Genomic DNA, 15,400 nt, shown 5'->3' with positions numbered 1-15,400 from the left:
GTCAATACCTTAAAAGTGGATCGTTTGATGGATTGACGGCGGTTGGCGGCTCTTTGATTAATGGGGACGGCCCAGCCGCACCCGGTGTGGCCGCAGGAGGGATCAGCGTTTGCGACAGCGCGGCGCCCAGCCCCAGCCCACCGACCGAGGCAATCAGCTGCGCCAGATGGTCGTCGGCAATGGCCTGGTAACCCGACACCGCCGAAGCGCCCTCGCCCGCTGGGCTGAGGCCAGAGGCCCGCACCTGGGTCAGCAACTGGCGCACCAGCAATTGCTCGAACTGGCTGGTCAGGGGCGCTTTGGTGCCGGCAGCACCGGGCACCGCCACCGCAGGCGCAGCACGCGGCGGCACAAACACAGGGGGCACAAAAGAGACGCGCATGTCAAATGACCTCGATATCGGCTTTGAGGGCGCCCGCCGACTTCATCGCCTGCAAAATGGCGATGAGGTCGCTGACATTGGCGCCCAGCAGGTTGAGTGCTCGCACCACCTCGTCAAGCGAGGTGGCAGCGGGCAAAGACAGCAGCCCAGCGGGCGGCTGTTCGATGTCGGCGGAGTCGACCGAGCTCACCACGGTCTCGCCACGGGAGAACGGTTGCGGCTGGCTGACCACGGTCGTCTTGCCCACCCGCACCGTCAACGCGCCGTGCGACACCGCACACGCATCGATGGTGACGAGCTGGTTCATGACCACCGAACCGGTCCGGGCATTGATCACCACACGCGGTCGCTCCCGGTCCACCTCCACGCGCACCTGCTCCAGTTGGGCCAGGAAGGCCACCCGCTGTGCAGCGTCGGCTGGCAGGCGGATTTGCAAAAACCGGGCGTCCACCGGCAGGGCCGTGCCCGCGCCAAAACGCTGCCCAATGGCCTCCACGACACGCTGCATCAGCGTGAAGTCGCTGCGGTCCAGCTCCAGCTGCAGCAGCTCCTGGTCCATCTGGCCGGGCACACTGCGCTCCACCGTCGCCCCGGCGGGAATGCGTCCCGCAGACAGGTGGTTCACCTGCACCGAAGCGCCGGCCCCGCCAGCGCCCGCGCCAGAGACCAACACGCTGCCTTGCGCCACGCCATAGACCTCGCCGTCCGCGCCCCGCAAAGGCGTCATCAACAACGTCCCACCACGCAGGCTCTTGGCATTGCCCAACGAGGACACCGTCACATCAATGGCCTGACCGGGCCGCGAAAACGGGGGCAAGGTCCCCGTAACGATTGCAGCGGCGGTGTTCTTGAGCTGCAGGTTCTGCCCCGGCGGCAAGGAAATGCCCATGGCCTGCAGCATCGACAGCACGCTTTGGCGGGTGAACGGCGCCTGCGTGGTCTGGTCACCGGTCCCGTCCAGGCCCACCACCAGACCGTAGCCGATCAGCTGGTTGTTGCGCACGCCCGCGATCGACGAAATGTCTTTCAGCCGCTGCGCGGCCACGGCGCCGGGCAGGAGCAGGCCCACGGCGACACACCACGCGCACAAGCGTCCGGCAAGCCCGCCCCTGAAGAACGACCTGGCCAACATCAGAACGGCCAAAACTTCAAGATCCCGCGTGTCAGGATCCCGGGTGACTGGGCGTCGTCGGCGGCGCCGCGGCCCCGGTACTCAATGCGCGCATCGGCCACCAGCACCGACGGCACCGCGTTGCTGTTGAGGTCGGCCGGATTGACCACACCGGCAAACCGGATGATTTCATCTTCGTCACTGACGGCCAGGCGCTTTTCGCCCGCGACCACCAAATTGCCGTTGGCGTAGACCTCCATCACCGTCACCGTGATCGTGCCGGAGAAGTTGTTTGCCGCACTGCTGGAGCCCTTGCCGGCAAAGCTGTTCTCGCTCGAAGCCCCCAGGGCGAGCCCGTTCCATCGGTCAAAAATCGGGACCTTGGTGCCCGCCGTCACGCCGCTGCTGAGCGAGCTTTCTTTGCTCGCGGCGGCCGAGCTGCGTTTGCTGGCGGTCGTGCGTTCTTCGAGCACAACGGTCAAGGTATCGCCCACTTGGCGGGCCCGGCGGTCTTCAAACAGGGGCCGGTAGCCCGAGCCCTGCGCACGCACCGACGGAAACAGGCTGCCCTGGCTGGCTGCTACAGCCTGCACGGGACGGGGCTTGACCGTGGTGGGTGCCGGCTCGTCCAGCCGGCGATCGGCACTGGACACCGCACAACCGCCCAGCACGCACAGGCAACCCGCCAGCACCCACACGCTGGGCACGGCCCTGGCGCGCCCGCCACGCTGCTGATGCACCGACATCACAGCTGGCCCAGCCGCTGCAGCATTTCGTCCGATGCCTTCACCGCGCGCGCATTCACCTCGTAGGCACGCTGCGCCTGGATCAGCGACACCAGTTCTTCGGCCACATTGACGTTGGAAGCCTCCACGTAAAACTGCTTCAGGGTGCCCGCACCATCGGTGCCCGGGAGGCCGGCGGTGGGCGCACCAGAGGCCGCTGTTTCCACCAGCAGGTTGCCACCGATCGAGGCCAGACCGCCCTGGTTCACAAACCGCGCGATCTGCAACTCGCCCACCTGATTGGGCTCCACCTGGCCCGGCAGCTGCACCGAAACCTGGCCCGTCTCGCTCACCGTGATCGACAGCGCATCCACCGGGATCGTGATCCCCGGCTCCAGCACATAGCCCGCCTGGTTTACCAACTGGCCCTGGGCGTCGCGGGAAAAATTGCCGTCGCGTGTATAGCCCGTCTGGCCATCGGGCAACGTGACCTGAAAAAACCCCTGGCCATTGATGGCCAGATCCAGCGAGTTGCCGGTCTGCGTCAAGTTGCCTTGCAAAAACATGCGCTCTGCAGCGCCCGCCCGCACGCCGGTACCCACCTGCAAACCGCTGGGCGCCTGAGACTGCCCACCGGTGGGGCCACCGGCCGCGCGCAGGGTCTGGTAGAGCAAGTCCTCAAACACCGGCTTGACACGCTTGTAACCCGTGGTCGCGGCGTTGGCCAGGTTGTTCGAAATCACATCCAGGTTGGTCTGCTGCGCATCCAGCCCGGTTTTGGCAATCCAGAGGGATCGGATCATGCAAATACTCCTGTAGGGGTCAACGACCCGCGATCAATTGGTTGGCGCTGCGCGCGTTCTGGTCGGCGTTGCGCACCAGCTGCATGGACAGATCAAACAGGCGCGCCTGGGCGATCATCTGAACCATCGCCTCGGACACGCTCACGTTGCTCGACTCCGACACACCCTGGCGCACCCGTACCGAACCAGCGTCGGCCGGGGCCAGCGGCTTGCGCGACTCGTACAGGCCATCCGGCCCCCGGTCCAACGCACCCGGGTCGGCGCGCATCAGCTGCAACTGGCCCACGCGGGTGCCCGCCACACCACCTTCCCTGCGGGCGTAAACGGCGCCGTCGCCGCCCACCTCCAGCAGGGTGCCCTGGGGCATCACCAGGTCACCATCGACCCCTTGCAACGCCGCTCCAGCGGCGGTGCGCAGCACACCCGAGCCGTCCACCGTAAGCCGACCGGCCCGGGTGTATGCATCCGAACCATCGGCACGGCGCACCCGAAACCAGGCATCGCCCTCCAGCGCCAGGTCGAGCGGGTTTCCGGTCTGCTCCATGCGCCCGCCCACGCTGGAGAAGCCCGGCGTGGTTTGAACCGCTGAAGTCCGGGTGAGCGAACCGTCGCCCACCACGGGCACCGCACGAAACACCGGCAGCTGCTCCCGAAAACCGGGTGTGGACGCGTTGGCCAGGTTGTTGGTGGTGACCGCCAGCTGGTCGACCGCATTGCGCGCGCCGGCCATGGCCGTGAAAACCATGCGATCAATCATCAGCGGCTCAGGTTGATGGCCGTGGTCAACACCGTGTCGGCAGCCTTGATACCCTGCGAGTTGGCCTGGTAGTTGCGCTGCTGAATCATCAGCTTGACCAGCTCACCGGCCATGTCGATGTTGCTTTGCTCCAGCATGGCCGAGCGGATGGCGCCAAACGAACCGGCGGTACCCGTGCCCAGCACCGGCTCGCCCGACGCAAACGACTCGGCAAACACACTCTGACTCACCGCCTGCAACCCCGCTTCGCTGTTGAAGGTGGCCAACACCAACTGCCCACCCACCAGCGACTTGCCGTTGGTGTACTGGCCGGTGATGAAGCCCATTTCGTCAACGCTCACACCTGTCAGGGCACCGGGCGCATAACCGTCCGCCGTGGCTTCACGCACCTGGAACGCGGTGGCGTAGGCGGTCAGGTCAGACAGGTCCAACTCCAAGTCAAACAGCGGGTTACCGCTGCTGTCGGCCATCTCGGCGTGAAACACGGCGGGCAGCGACGGTGCGCCGTTGACCGCGTTGCGCGTCAGCGATCCCACCAACTGACCATCAACAAATTGCAAGGTCCCGATGCGGTTGGCCGCCACCGACAGTTTGTGCGCCAGGTCGGCGCTGGTGGCGGCGGCTTCCGCATCCTGCTTGGCCAACAGAGCCGCTGCAGTGGCTGCGCTGCCAGCGGTCACAGCGTTCACAGACACGCCATAGGCTTCGATCGCGGCATGGGCCGCTGCGCTGGCGGTGTTCAGCGAGCGGGCCACCACGGCATCGCGATTTGTCTGCGCCAGTTGCTGGTTGGCCACGAGATTGGGGTTGCTGGTGTCGAAGTCGGCCAGGGCCGCTGCCGCAGCCAGGTCGGCGGCGATCAGCGTGGCGTCGGTCGGATCTGCGGCTGCGGCCAACGCAGCCGCGCTAGCGTCCTTTGCCCCAGCCAACGCCGTGCGCTGCGCCACCAGGGCGTTCGCCGCAGCCAAAGCCTCGGAAGCGCTCGCCAGCGTTGGGGCGGCCGACAGTGCCGTCCCAAACGCTGTCAGCTGGGCTGACTGCCGGTCGAGTGCGGTGGCATAGACACCGCCGACAGCCTGGTACGCCGTAAGCGCGTCGGAAGCGGCAGCGGCAGCGGCCTGCAGCTCGGTGTAGCGCACCGCATTGAGTGGCGACTCGGCCGCGAGCGCGGCGTCGGCCGCCGCCTTGGCCGTCTCCAGCACCCCTTTGCGCGCGGTGGCGCTGGCAAGATCGGTGTTGGCGGTCACCAGGGCCGTAGCGGCGGTCACCAGGGCCGCAGCCTCTGGAGAAGCCGCACTCAAGGCGGCGCTGGGTGGCACGGCGGCGAGCAGGGTCAACGCGGCGTTGCGCGTGGCCACCGCAGCGGCTTCGTCGGCCACCGCCGATCGGTAATTGTTGGCTTTGGCTTCGGCGTTTGCGGTGGCGGCGGTGGACGCTTCTGACACTGCGCGGGCCTGCGCGGCTGCGGTGTCCGCTGCGGCACCCAGCATGCCGGTGCCCACCGAGCCGGCGGCTGCGCGGGTCAGCAACACGCCGTCGGCCATCATGTACACCTCGTACTGGTTGGCGGTGGCCAGCGCCGGCGGGGTCGACAGACTGCGTGGATCGTTGATGACGGTGGGTTCCACCTTCTTCAAGAAAAGGGTGACCTGGTGCGTCAAGCCCTTGGTGTCGTAAGCCGTGACGGTGGTGCTCGCGCTGAAGGTGGAAGCATCGTCGGCTGCGAAGGTTTTGGGCACATCGGTGGCCACACCCGCCACCACCCGCACGGGCATGGCCAGGCGCACGTCGAGGTTGGCGTCCACCCGACCCTGGCTCGATGCCACTGGCGCCACCGAGGCGGGTGGGAGCTTGAGCCCGCCCAGGGTGCCGGTCACACCGGTGAGGCTGGCGTTGGGTTGGTAACCCGTCAAAAACAGCCCGTTGGCATTGACGATGTAACCGTTTTTGTCGGCCGAAAACAAACCATTGCGGCTGTAGTAGTTCGACACCTCGTCTCCACCGGGCAGGCTCGCCAGGCGGAACATGCCCTGCCCCTGGATCGCCAGATCCAGCGTGGAGCTGGACGCCTGCAGAGCCCCTTGCGCATCGGTGCGCTTGGTGCCGAAATCGGCCGTGCCCGAGGTGCCTGACGACTGTACAGCTTTGAAATACTGGTCCACAAACAGCGACTCGCGCGCCTTGTAGCCCACCGTGGAGGCGTTGGACACGTTGTTGCTGGTCACCTGGATGGCTTCGGCCTGCACGGCCAGACCAGCGCGGCTGATGTCAAAAATACTCATGGTGTTGCCTTCAGGGTTTTGAGAGTTGAATGAGATCGGCTGGCTCGATCGAGCGTCCATCGGTCGTGAGCAGCTGCGAGGAACCGGAATCGGTGCGGCGAACACCACTCACCAGGCCCTGCGTGAGGGCGCTGGCCACCACGGCGGTGCCGGCGGTGTCGCTGGCGGCGGCCACCAGCCTGTAGCCACCCGAGGCGGCGCGCTCGCCGTCGTAGCCCGCGCCGTCCCAGGTGAAGGTGTGCACACCCGCACGCAAGCTGCCCAGGCTGAGCTCGTCCACCACCCGGCCGTCGGACGCCAGCAACTTGACGGTGGTCTGTGCGCTGTCTCCCGACAGCCGCAACCCAAAACCGGCATCACCGGTTTCACCCAGTGCCAGCACCTCACCGGGTGCCAGCACCTGGCTCCCGATCATGGCGGCGCTGCCCATGAAGGACTGCGACGAGATCTGGGCCGAGGTCTGCGCCAGCATCGCGCTGATGCTGCCGTTAAGGCGCTCAATGCCGCTGGCGGTGTTGAGCTGCGTCAGCTGGCTGGTCATCTCGGCCGGGTCCTGCGCGTTCAGCGGGTCCTGGTTCTGAATCTGCGCCAGCAGCATCTTCATGAAATAGTCCTGGGTCTCCGCTGCCGAAGTGCCCAAGGTGTTTTTGCCCACCACCGCACCCGCTGCGCTGGGGTCGTAAGCGCGGATGCCCGCAGGCAATGCCGCTACAGGATTGGTTGCCATCATGTCCTCACCATGTCGATCACGCGCTGCAGCAGCTGGCGTGAGTTGTTCATCAAGTCGATGTTCATCTGGTAGGAGCGCGAAGCGGCCACCATATTGACCATCTCTTCCACTGGGTCCACATTGCTGCCCTGGACGTAGCCCGTGGCATCGGCGTGCGGATGGCCAGGCTGGTAAATCTGCCGCAGCGGCGCGGCGCTTTCGGTCACGCGGGCCACCTCAACCCCTGTGGCCACCGCATCGGGGCCAGGCAGCGGGCGAAACACCACTTGCCTGGCCCGGTAGGGCACGCCGCTGGCCGACGCGGTCGACTCGGCGTTGGCGATGTTGGAGGCAATGGCGTTGAGCCGTTGGCTTTGGGCTACGGTGCCACTGGCACCAACCCGAAAGGCGTTGATCAAGCTCATGGTTGTCCCGTCAGCGCCATCTGGCGCGAGCGCACGGTGGCGCTCAACAAGGCAGTGGCCATTTCAAAGCCCACGGTGTTTTCTGCAAAATGGGCCCGCTCGATGTCGGGGTCCACGGTGTTGTCGTCCACGCTGGGCTGAACCGCGCTGCGGTACAGCAACGCCGGCGCTTGCATCCCCGGCGCTGCGCCCAGATGGCGCTCGTTGCTCACCGCCAGCTGTAGGCCGCCGGGCCCATCTCCACCCTGCATGCGAGCGTTCAGCTCGGCCTCAAACGAGATGTCTCGCGCCCGGTAGCCGGGCGTATCGGCATTCACGAGGTTGGAGGCGATGACCTGCTGGCGCATGCTGCGCAGCTTCAAGGCTTCCACCTGGAACTGCATGGGGTCAAAACGGGGAACGGTATACATGGTCACTCCGTGACTTGGGGGTGACCTTTCTACGCAATACACATGCCAAGCAAAAAGGGCCTTTTTTGCCGCTACCGGCGCCACGCAAGGCGCCCAGACCACCGGAACGACCGGAGTTTGCCGCCATCAGCGGCAAGGTTTGCCGCTGGCAGACCGCTCAGCGGTCTTCCTTGATCAGACGGCCGTTGGCTGGCTGAATCGGTCGCGCATTCATGGGGTAGAGGTGCGCAAAAATGGCGATCTGCTCGGCCGACAGTTGCATCGGCGTTTTCAGAACCATCCACAACACCCCTTCGGTACAGGGGGGCGTGGTCAGGGAGCCCATGTAGGTGACGTACCGCAGGTCGTCGGGCAACAGCTGGTTCAGGTCCATCGGTGCGGCGGCCAACACCTCCACCTGGCGCTCCAGGGGCAGGTTGTTCCACACCTGCTGAATCTGGGGCTGGTCCACCCCGGCGGTCAACAGCACCGCCACCACCGCCAGCCGGCCGTCGAGATCGCGGTGCACCAGGTGCAGCACCATGTCAAAGGCCTGCCCGTCCACACGCTCCTCCGATGGACGGTGAAAGTGGAACTGCAACAGCTCGTAGCGACGCCCGCTCACCACGATCGAACTGCCACGGGCCGGCATGACCTGCACCGTGTGGCCCGTGTCCAGCACCCGAAAAGCGCTGGGCCGGTAGTCAAACTCGATCGGGTCCAGCGCCACCTGAATACTTTCTCGGATGTCGATCGGGCTCTGGCGTTGGCCCTTGGCGCAGGTGGCGTAGCCTGGCTGCAGCTTGCCCCAATGCTCAGGCCCGCCAGCGCCAGCGTAATCCCAGTGGCCATGTCCCTCTGGCGCCTGGGCCTGGCGCTGCACAGCGGCCAGGTCGGCCGCCGTGAGGGCTCGGGGGTTGGTGCCAGCGCGCTTTGCCCTGGGCGGCGCCACATCGCTGCTTCGAAGCACCACCTCGCCCGAACCCGCAATGCGTTCCAGCAGCAGCTTGCGCAAGTCTTCGTCGCCCTTGATCAGGTCTTCCGCGCCCTTTGCGCCTTCGCGGGCGGGCACCGGCGCGCCGGCCGTGGTCTTGGGCGCTGGCGACACCAGCGGCTCCTCCCGAACCTTGGCCACCGGCGCGCCAGGCTTGTTGGCCTTGGCGGGCAGCGGCGTCGCCACGGGCGGCACCCGCACCGCCGGAGCGGGCAGCGTCAGGGTGGGCTGCTCGCTGGCGGTGGCCTGCGTCAGGGTGGCCAGGCTGCACAGCAAGGCGCCGATGAGCAAAGTGGTACGGGGTTGGCGTTCAAAGGTCATGGTGGGTCTGGTACGGCCGGTGTGGCCGGGCTGGAAAGACGCCCTACCGGGCAATGCCCAGCGCGGCACCCGCCGGGGTGGGCACTCGCGGTACGGCGCGCTGGGGAAAAACGGGAACGACCGGCTGCGCCACAGCCAGCGGCGCGCGCAGCCCCTGCACGGCCTCGCAGCGCGCCACCGCCAGGCCTGGCAAGGGGGGCAAGTCGACGCTTGGCACGGGTGCCTGTAACGGCGCCGGCGCGGGAAAGGCCCAGCGCACCGGCGGTGGCGGTGGCGGTGGCGGTGGCGGCACAGGCCCAGCCGCTTCCAGCGGGCGCACGCATTGCTCCAGCGACAGCGCAAGGTCACCGGCGCGCACCAAGCCACCGGCAGCCAGTGCGTTGGCCAGGGGCTGCAAGCAGGCCTTGAACGCCAGCGATGCGCCAAGCGTTGCGCTGGCCTGCGCCGCCGCCAGCGCCGGCACCTCGTGCGCCAAGCATTGCAGCTGCCAGCCCATCTGCTGCGCGCGCTCACAAAGCTGCGGATCGTCCAGTGGCCACAGGCTTTGGCGCTGTGCGATGCGCTCGGCAGGCACGTCACACACCCGCAAGGCCTGCGCCCACACGTCGGCAAAGCGCGGCGGCGGCGGTGGCGCCGCACAGCCCACCAAGCTCAGCGCCAGCAGGGCCCAGACGTCAGCGCGCATTCAAAAGCCCCTGATCGACAAACCGCAACGCCGCCGTGGCGATGATTTCAGACAACACCGGCAGCTGCAGCACCACCAGCGCAATGACCACCAACGCCAGCGGTGCCGTGACCGAAAAGCCCACCGACATCAGGTTGAGCTGGGGCGAAATCCGGTTGATCATGCCCAGCGTGAAATTGGCAAACAGATAGAGCGCAAAACTGCCACAGGACATCACCAGGCCAATCGAAAAAGCGGTCCCCATGAGACCCAGCACCGCGGTGGCGTCCCAGGCGCTCGGCCAACTGCCCAGCGGCACCGCCACCAGGCTGTGCCCCAGGCGTTCGATAAACATCAAATGCACATCGGCCAAGAACAGCGAAGCCAGCACCGACATGCCCAGCAATTCACCAATCACCGTTGAGGGCAACGCCGCGTCGGGCGCCACGGTTTGCGCGAAGCTGAAGCCGGCGTGCATCGAGAGGGACTCGGCCAGAAAATCCACCGCGAGCATGGCCAGCCGCAGCGACAGGCCCATCACCACCCCAATGCCCAGTTCAACCGCCACGACCAGCCCGCCCTGCTGGGCCATCTGGGCGCTGGACACCCAGGTGGGCGGCACCATGGCCAGCGCCAACACCAGCACCGGCGCCACCCGCAGCGTCAGGGGAAAAGATCGGAACGCCAGCAGAGGCAGCGCGAGAAACAGGCCCAGCAGGCGCACCGACACCAGCCCGAAGGTCAGGACAAAAGGTTCCAGCGCACTGAGATCCACCGCGCCCGCCCTCAGCCAACCATCTCGGGGATGCGCAAGATCATGTTGCGCAGGTAGTCCACAAACAGCGTGAGCGAGACCGGCCCCGTGAGCGCAATCACCACCATCACCGCGAGGATCTTGGGCACAAACACCACCGAGGGTTCGTTGATCTGGGTGGCCGACTGCAAAGCGCCCAGCAGCACGCCCACCACCAGCACCGACAACAAAATGGGCCCGGCCAGCACCACGGCCATTTTCAAGGCCAGCAGCACCAACTCAATCACCAGACTGGTTTCCATGGTTCTACCGCGTCAAGTAACTGTTCACAAGGGAACCGGCGAGCAAACTCCAGCCATCGGCGAGCGTGAAAATGATCAGCTTCAAGGGCAGAGAAAACATCACCGGCGACACCATCACCATGCCGACCGACGTCAAGATGCTGGCCACCGCCAGGTCGATCACCACAAACGGCAAGAAGATCACGAAGCCAATCAGAAAACCGGTGCGGATCTCCGAAATGGCAAAGGCCGGCACCAGCACCCGCAGCGGCACGGAAGCCCGGTCGGTCAGCTCGGTGCCAGACAGCCGGGCAAACAGCGCCAGGTCGGCTTCACGCGTGTGCGCCAGCATGAACTCCTTCAGCGGCTCCACCCCCCGCTGCACCGCTTCCTCCAGGTCAATCTGTTGCGCCACATAGGGCTTCCAAGCCTGCTGCTGGATCTTCTCCAGCACCGGATTCATCACAAAAAAGGTGAGAAAAAGGGACAGCGCCACCAGCACCGAGTTCGGCGGCATGGACTGCAAACCCAGCGCCTGGCGCACCAGCGAAAACACAATCAGGATGCGGGTGAAACTGGTCATCAGCATCAAGGCTGACGGCAGAAAGCTCAAGGCGCTGAGCGTCAGCAGCGTCTGCACCGGCACCGTGTAAGCGGTGCCACCGCCGGGCACCGGCGTTCCCGTCACCAGGGGCAGGCTCTGGGCCCACACCGAGCTGGTGCACAACACCGCGCACGCACCCAGACCCAGGGCTGTCGCGCGCTTCATGGCAACACCTCGCCCGGTGAACGCACCGCCGCCGGCGCCGGCGCATCCAGCCGATCCAGCAAGCGCACGCCCTGCACCCCTTGGCTCAGCAGGTAGCGCCGGCCGTCACATTCCACCAGCAACAAGCGGTCTCTGGGGCCCAGGGCAAAAGCTTCGAGCATGCGCAACGAAGCGCTCGAACGCCCACCAGGCCCTTGCCGGGGCCGGCGCCACAGCAGCCACACCGCCACGGCAACCAGCAGCACCAGCAGCACCAGCGCCGAGCTGTACCCGGCCATACCGCTCACCGGTTGAGCTTTCTCAAACGCTCGGCAGGTGTCACGATGTCGGTCAGCCGAATCGCGTAGTGGTCGTTCACTATCACCACCTCCCCCTGCGCCACCAAGGTGCCATTGACCACCACATCCAGCGGGTCGCCCGCCTGCACATCGAGCTCAATCACCGAGCCGTAGGTCAGCGCCAGCAGGTGCCTGATCTGCATTTTTGAGCGGCCCAGCTCAACCGAAATCTGGACGGGCACGTCCATCACCAGCTCGATATCGTTGCCGCTGTGCCCGCCACCGGAGTCTTCCAGCAAGTTGTAGCCTGCGGGCTTCACGTTCGGCCGCCGGGTGTCGGCGTTCACGGGGTCCGCAGCGGCGGATGACGAGGTTTCTGTGTTCACGGTAGACCTTTTTCAGATGTAAATTCGCCAGCACCGGCGTCGCGCTCGCGGTACTGCGGGCCAATCAGGCCGCGGTCTGCGGGCTGGTTGCTCAAGGCCACGGGGTGGTTGATGTCGGAGACCTTCACGGCGTAGCGGCCGTTGCGCACGCCGTAAGCCCCTTTGATCATGGGCAGACCGTCCACCATGACGGTGATCGGCTCCTGCACCTCAATGGGCAACAGGTCGCCCACATTGAAGGACAGAACCTCGCCCAACGTGCCTTGGCGCTTGGCCAGCGTCGCCACCATGGTCACGTTGGCTGATTGCATTTCTGCGCGCAGGTTGTCGGACCATTCGTTGTCTTCATCGGCCTGAAACGCCTGCATCTGGCTGAACAGCAGCGTCTTGATGGGCTCAAAAACCCAAAACGGCACGCAGAAATCCACGCTGCCTTTTCGGCCATTGATGTCCACCACAAAACTGCAGTGCAGCACCATTTCGTCGGCATCGGTGATGCGGGCGAACTGAAAGTTGGTCTCCTGGCGCAGGAAGTCAAACTTCAACTCGTGCACCCCCTTCCAGGCCTTTTCATACTCGGCCAGCAGGCTGTCGACCAGGCGCCGGATGATGCGCAACTCGATGGCGGTGTATTCCTTGGACGTCACCTTCGGAGGCAACCGCCCCTCCCCACCAAACATGTTGTCAATGGCGATGTAGACCACCTGCGGATCGATGATCCAGCAGCCCACACCGCGCAGCGGCCGGATGTTGACCAGGTTGATGTTGGTGCGTTCGGGAAACGCATTCACAAACACCTGGTACGGCTTGAGCTCGGGCAAACGCACCTCCAGCTCAATGGGGCGGCGCACCATGTTGTACAGCGTCAGCCGCGCGGTCCGGGCAAAGCGCTCGTGGATCAGCTCCAGCGTCGGCATGCGCCGCTTGATGACCCGCGAACTCCGGTCAAAGGTGTAGGTGGGCAACGAAGCGTGGTCGGGCCCCGCTGGGGAAGAGGGTTCAGTCATCGTGCAACACTCGCGGCCAGGCTCATTGCATCACCAAGGCACTGAACAACACCGCCTGCACCGGCAGGTCCATTTCAGTCACCCGCCAGAACTGCGCAGCGGCTTCTTTGGCCACCGAGCTGTAGGAATCGCCGTTGCCTTGCCGGGGGATCGCACCCAGACGCTCAAGATTGCGCAGATCGGCCGTCGACGGGTCTTGTTGCAACACAAAAATGGCCGTCAGCTGGGGCTCGATGATGGCGTTGATCACCAGCGCCAGGTCTTTCGCCATGGCCGCCTTGCCCTCCACCGTGGACAGCTCCGACACACTGCGCGATGACAACACCGACAACACCCGGTCCCGCACCAGCGGCAAAAACTCAGAGACCCGCTTTTCAGTCGCCGCGTCCCCCACTTGCAGCACCAGCTTGGTTTGCAGGTAGTGTTCGCCGCCAGCACCTGGCAGGTTCACCAGAAACTCGTCCAGCGAAGTGACGAACACCGGCGGCTTGTTGGTTTTCTTGGCCTCCAGCTGCTTCATCAGCCGTTTCTCAACCGCTTCTGGCGTGGACTGCTCGGCCTGCTTCTTTTTCTGGTCAGCCGACCACATGCTGTAGCCACCCGCCAGCAGGACCAGCAGCACAGCGCCAGCCAATCCCAGCACCAGCGGCTTTTTGCTCTTGACTGCAAGCGGGCTGCCTGCGCCCTCGGGAGACGCCGACGCGCCCGCGCCTCCAATGATGGTGTCGAGTTCTGCCATAAAAACCTTGTCGTTAGAAATTGCCGCCGTCAGGCGTAAACACTGAGGGAAAGCCCACCGGCGAGCGCACGCTGAACGGTGGGTGGCACAACAGTCCGAGGCCGTTCGGGATCGAACGGCGGCGCCAACGGTGGCTCAACCAAGCCACGTCCGCGCTGAGAAAAAGAGGAACCAGATCGGGCGTCGCCGTGGCGCACATCCACATCCACCCGCAAGCCCAGAAGCTCCATGGCCTCCTGCAGCTCCGCTGTGCGCTCGCGCAGCGACTGGCCCAACACATCGTTGTCGGTCTGAACCACCACCAACGCGCGGCCACTGCCGTCAAAACTCAGATCGAGGTGCAAACCATCGATGTCGGTCGGCGAGGAACGCCAGACCCCGTCCCCAGCACCCTCCGCAGCCCAGGCCAAGGCGGCCGCCGCCGCTGGGGAAGGCGCTGGCTCGGCACGCACGGCGCGCGCTTCGGGCAAGGCCGGCGCACCCAGCGGCGCGGCCTGCAGCGCAACAGCCTCCCCGCCCAGCCCCCTGGCCGCGCCCGAGCGCGGCGCTGCGTCGTTGAACAACGCCTGCATCTGCTCCGCCGCGGCCAACGCATCCACCGCCAGCGCCTCGCCGGGCACCCACGCGGCGGGCTCGGTGGCACCCTGCGCAGGCACCACCGCGCTCGCTACACCAGACACCGAGCCAGACGCCACACCTGGCGCCCAAGCCAGCACCGGGCTGCGGGCCACCGGCCGAAACTCTGTCTTAACCTCTGCCCGAACCACCACCGAAGCCCCGCCGCCAACCAGCACCGGAGCGGCCTGCGCCACCACCGGCCCAAGGTCTTGCACCGGCACCGGCAAGGCCGCAGCCGCCGCCGCGCCTTGAACCGGCACCGACGGTACGGGCAGTGGCGAGGCACCATCCACCAGCCCAGACCCATTGCGGCCCACCGGCGCCGGCCAAGCACGTGCTTCGGTCGCACCCAAAGCCGACGCCAACACAGGCGCCAAAGCTGGATCCAACACCGGCTGCGCCACCCCTTGCGCGGCTGGCGCCAGCGCAGCGCCCAACGGCGCAGGCAGCGCCTGGGCCAACGGCGCTTCTTGGCCCCCTGCCGACAGGCGCACCAGGCCGCCAGCGTCTACCGCGACCGGCGCAGCAAGCCCACCGAGCCCAAGCGACATGGCCGCCCCGCCCGGCTCACCCGACCCGCCCTCACCCGTCAACGGCCGCTCGGGCTGTGTGCCAGGCCAAGCCCCGTCCAACGGTTGTGGCGCACCTTCGGCCGCATCGCCGGACACGCGCCCGGTCTGCACCGACGGCGCACCTGCCACCACGGCAGCCACCGGCTCGGCAATGGTTGCCGGCACCGGCGCTGCGTCCTGCGCCGGCGGTAAAAATTGCCGCTTGCTGCCGGTCTCTTTGGCCTGCGCCCGGTCCTGCACAGCGGTGTCTGCGTGGCGCTGGTTGTGCAGCTCGGTGTTCAGCTGATCGGCAAAACTGCCCTCAGAAAACGGTGCCAGCGGCTGCACGCCGGCGGTGCCCATGCCCGCAGGCGCGGGTGGGACAGACGGGGCAGTGGACGGGCTGAACGTTACAAACACGGTGGAAAAAGCAAACCAAAAATAGGGGGTTGATG

19 protein-coding genes are annotated in these 15,400 nt (G+C 66.0%); all 19 read right to left on the bottom strand.

Features of this window, described 5'->3' with window-relative positions; all coding sequences use genetic code 11:
• Position 1: 1 nt before the first annotated feature.
• The 19 genes from ACTG4K_RS10065 to ACTG4K_RS09975 all read right to left on the bottom strand — a co-directional run bounded on the left by ACTG4K_RS10065 (position 2) and on the right by ACTG4K_RS09975 (position 15,365).
• Positions 2–382 (bottom strand): hypothetical protein, encoded by a 381-nt coding sequence (locus ACTG4K_RS10065; RefSeq protein WP_439114073.1) that lies wholly within the window; start codon positions 380–382, stop codon positions 2–4.
• Position 383: 1 nt separating this feature from the next.
• Positions 384–1,514, bottom strand: a complete 1,131-nt coding sequence (locus tag ACTG4K_RS10060) for a flagellar basal body P-ring protein FlgI (RefSeq protein ID WP_439114380.1) — start codon at positions 1,512–1,514, stop codon at positions 384–386.
• A complete protein-coding gene (locus tag ACTG4K_RS10055; protein ID WP_439114072.1) occupies positions 1,514–2,239 on the bottom strand; it encodes a flagellar basal body L-ring protein FlgH in 726 nt (241 codons plus the stop codon). Before ACTG4K_RS10055 ends, ACTG4K_RS10060 begins: the two co-directional genes overlap by 1 nt.
• Complete coding sequence (flgG, locus tag ACTG4K_RS10050; protein ID WP_439114071.1) at positions 2,239–3,021, bottom strand: flagellar basal-body rod protein FlgG; 783 nt, start codon at positions 3,019–3,021, stop codon at positions 2,239–2,241. The genes ACTG4K_RS10055 and flgG overlap by 1 nt, the downstream gene beginning before the upstream one ends.
• A 19-nt stretch (positions 3,022–3,040) precedes the next feature.
• Positions 3,041–3,778 carry a flagellar basal body rod protein FlgF gene (gene flgF / locus ACTG4K_RS10045; protein ID WP_439114070.1) on the bottom strand — a complete coding sequence of 246 codons (738 nt, stop codon included), beginning with the start codon at positions 3,776–3,778 and terminating at the stop codon, positions 3,041–3,043.
• On the bottom strand, positions 3,778–6,060 hold the full coding sequence (locus ACTG4K_RS10040) for a flagellar hook-basal body complex protein (RefSeq protein ID WP_439114069.1): 2,283 nt from the start codon (positions 6,058–6,060) through the stop codon (positions 3,778–3,780). The genes flgF and ACTG4K_RS10040 overlap by 1 nt, the downstream gene beginning before the upstream one ends.
• Before the next feature lie 10 nt (positions 6,061–6,070).
• Positions 6,071–6,790, bottom strand: coding sequence for a flagellar hook assembly protein FlgD (locus tag ACTG4K_RS10035; RefSeq protein ID WP_439114068.1), 720 nt, complete (start codon positions 6,788–6,790; stop codon positions 6,071–6,073).
• Positions 6,787–7,194: a flagellar basal body rod protein FlgC gene (gene flgC / locus ACTG4K_RS10030; RefSeq protein ID WP_439114067.1), complete on the bottom strand. Its 408-nt coding sequence runs from the start codon at positions 7,192–7,194 to the stop codon at positions 6,787–6,789. Before flgC ends, ACTG4K_RS10035 begins: the two co-directional genes overlap by 4 nt.
• Entirely contained in the window at positions 7,191–7,604 is a 414-nt protein-coding gene (gene flgB / locus ACTG4K_RS10025) for a flagellar basal body rod protein FlgB (RefSeq protein WP_439114066.1), read from the bottom strand. The genes flgC and flgB overlap by 4 nt, the downstream gene beginning before the upstream one ends.
• 157 nt (positions 7,605–7,761) lie before the next feature.
• A complete protein-coding gene (locus tag ACTG4K_RS10020; RefSeq protein WP_439114065.1) occupies positions 7,762–8,898 on the bottom strand; it encodes a carbonic anhydrase family protein in 1,137 nt (378 codons plus the stop codon).
• 43 nt (positions 8,899–8,941) lie between these two features.
• Positions 8,942–9,583, bottom strand: coding sequence for a hypothetical protein (locus ACTG4K_RS10015; RefSeq protein WP_439114064.1), 642 nt, complete (start codon positions 9,581–9,583; stop codon positions 8,942–8,944).
• Positions 9,573–10,337, bottom strand: coding sequence for a flagellar biosynthetic protein FliR (locus ACTG4K_RS10010; RefSeq protein ID WP_439114063.1), 765 nt, complete (start codon positions 10,335–10,337; stop codon positions 9,573–9,575). Before ACTG4K_RS10010 ends, ACTG4K_RS10015 begins: the two co-directional genes overlap by 11 nt.
• Positions 10,338–10,348: 11 nt before the next feature.
• Positions 10,349–10,618: a flagellar biosynthetic protein FliQ gene (locus tag ACTG4K_RS10005; protein WP_439114062.1), complete on the bottom strand. Its 270-nt coding sequence runs from the start codon at positions 10,616–10,618 to the stop codon at positions 10,349–10,351.
• Between the two features lie 4 nt (positions 10,619–10,622).
• Positions 10,623–11,366 carry a flagellar type III secretion system pore protein FliP gene (fliP, locus tag ACTG4K_RS10000; RefSeq protein WP_439114061.1) on the bottom strand — a complete coding sequence of 248 codons (744 nt, stop codon included), beginning with the start codon at positions 11,364–11,366 and terminating at the stop codon, positions 10,623–10,625.
• Positions 11,363–11,644, bottom strand: a complete 282-nt coding sequence (locus ACTG4K_RS09995) for a flagellar biosynthetic protein FliO (RefSeq protein ID WP_439114060.1) — start codon at positions 11,642–11,644, stop codon at positions 11,363–11,365. The genes fliP and ACTG4K_RS09995 overlap by 4 nt, the downstream gene beginning before the upstream one ends.
• Before the next feature lie 5 nt (positions 11,645–11,649).
• Entirely contained in the window at positions 11,650–12,030 is a 381-nt protein-coding gene (gene fliN, locus ACTG4K_RS09990) for a flagellar motor switch protein FliN (RefSeq protein WP_439114059.1), read from the bottom strand.
• Positions 12,027–13,037 carry a flagellar motor switch protein FliM gene (gene fliM, locus ACTG4K_RS09985; protein ID WP_439114058.1) on the bottom strand — a complete coding sequence of 337 codons (1,011 nt, stop codon included), beginning with the start codon at positions 13,035–13,037 and terminating at the stop codon, positions 12,027–12,029. The genes fliN and fliM overlap by 4 nt, the downstream gene beginning before the upstream one ends.
• Positions 13,038–13,059: 22 nt before the next feature.
• A complete protein-coding gene (locus tag ACTG4K_RS09980) occupies positions 13,060–13,776 on the bottom strand; it encodes a flagellar basal body-associated FliL family protein (RefSeq protein ID WP_439114057.1) in 717 nt (238 codons plus the stop codon).
• 29 nt (positions 13,777–13,805) lie between these two features.
• Positions 13,806–15,365: a hypothetical protein gene (locus ACTG4K_RS09975; protein WP_439114056.1), complete on the bottom strand. Its 1,560-nt coding sequence runs from the start codon at positions 15,363–15,365 to the stop codon at positions 13,806–13,808.
• Between the last annotated feature and the right edge of the window lie 35 nt (positions 15,366–15,400).

Origin of the sequence: Hydrogenophaga sp., from assembly GCF_965657535.1 — a bacterium.
Taxonomy (GTDB): domain Bacteria; phylum Pseudomonadota; class Gammaproteobacteria; order Burkholderiales; family Burkholderiaceae_C; genus Hydrogenophaga.
Note: the sequence above shows the minus strand (reverse complement) of the source record. Positions and strands in the feature narration are given on the sequence as shown.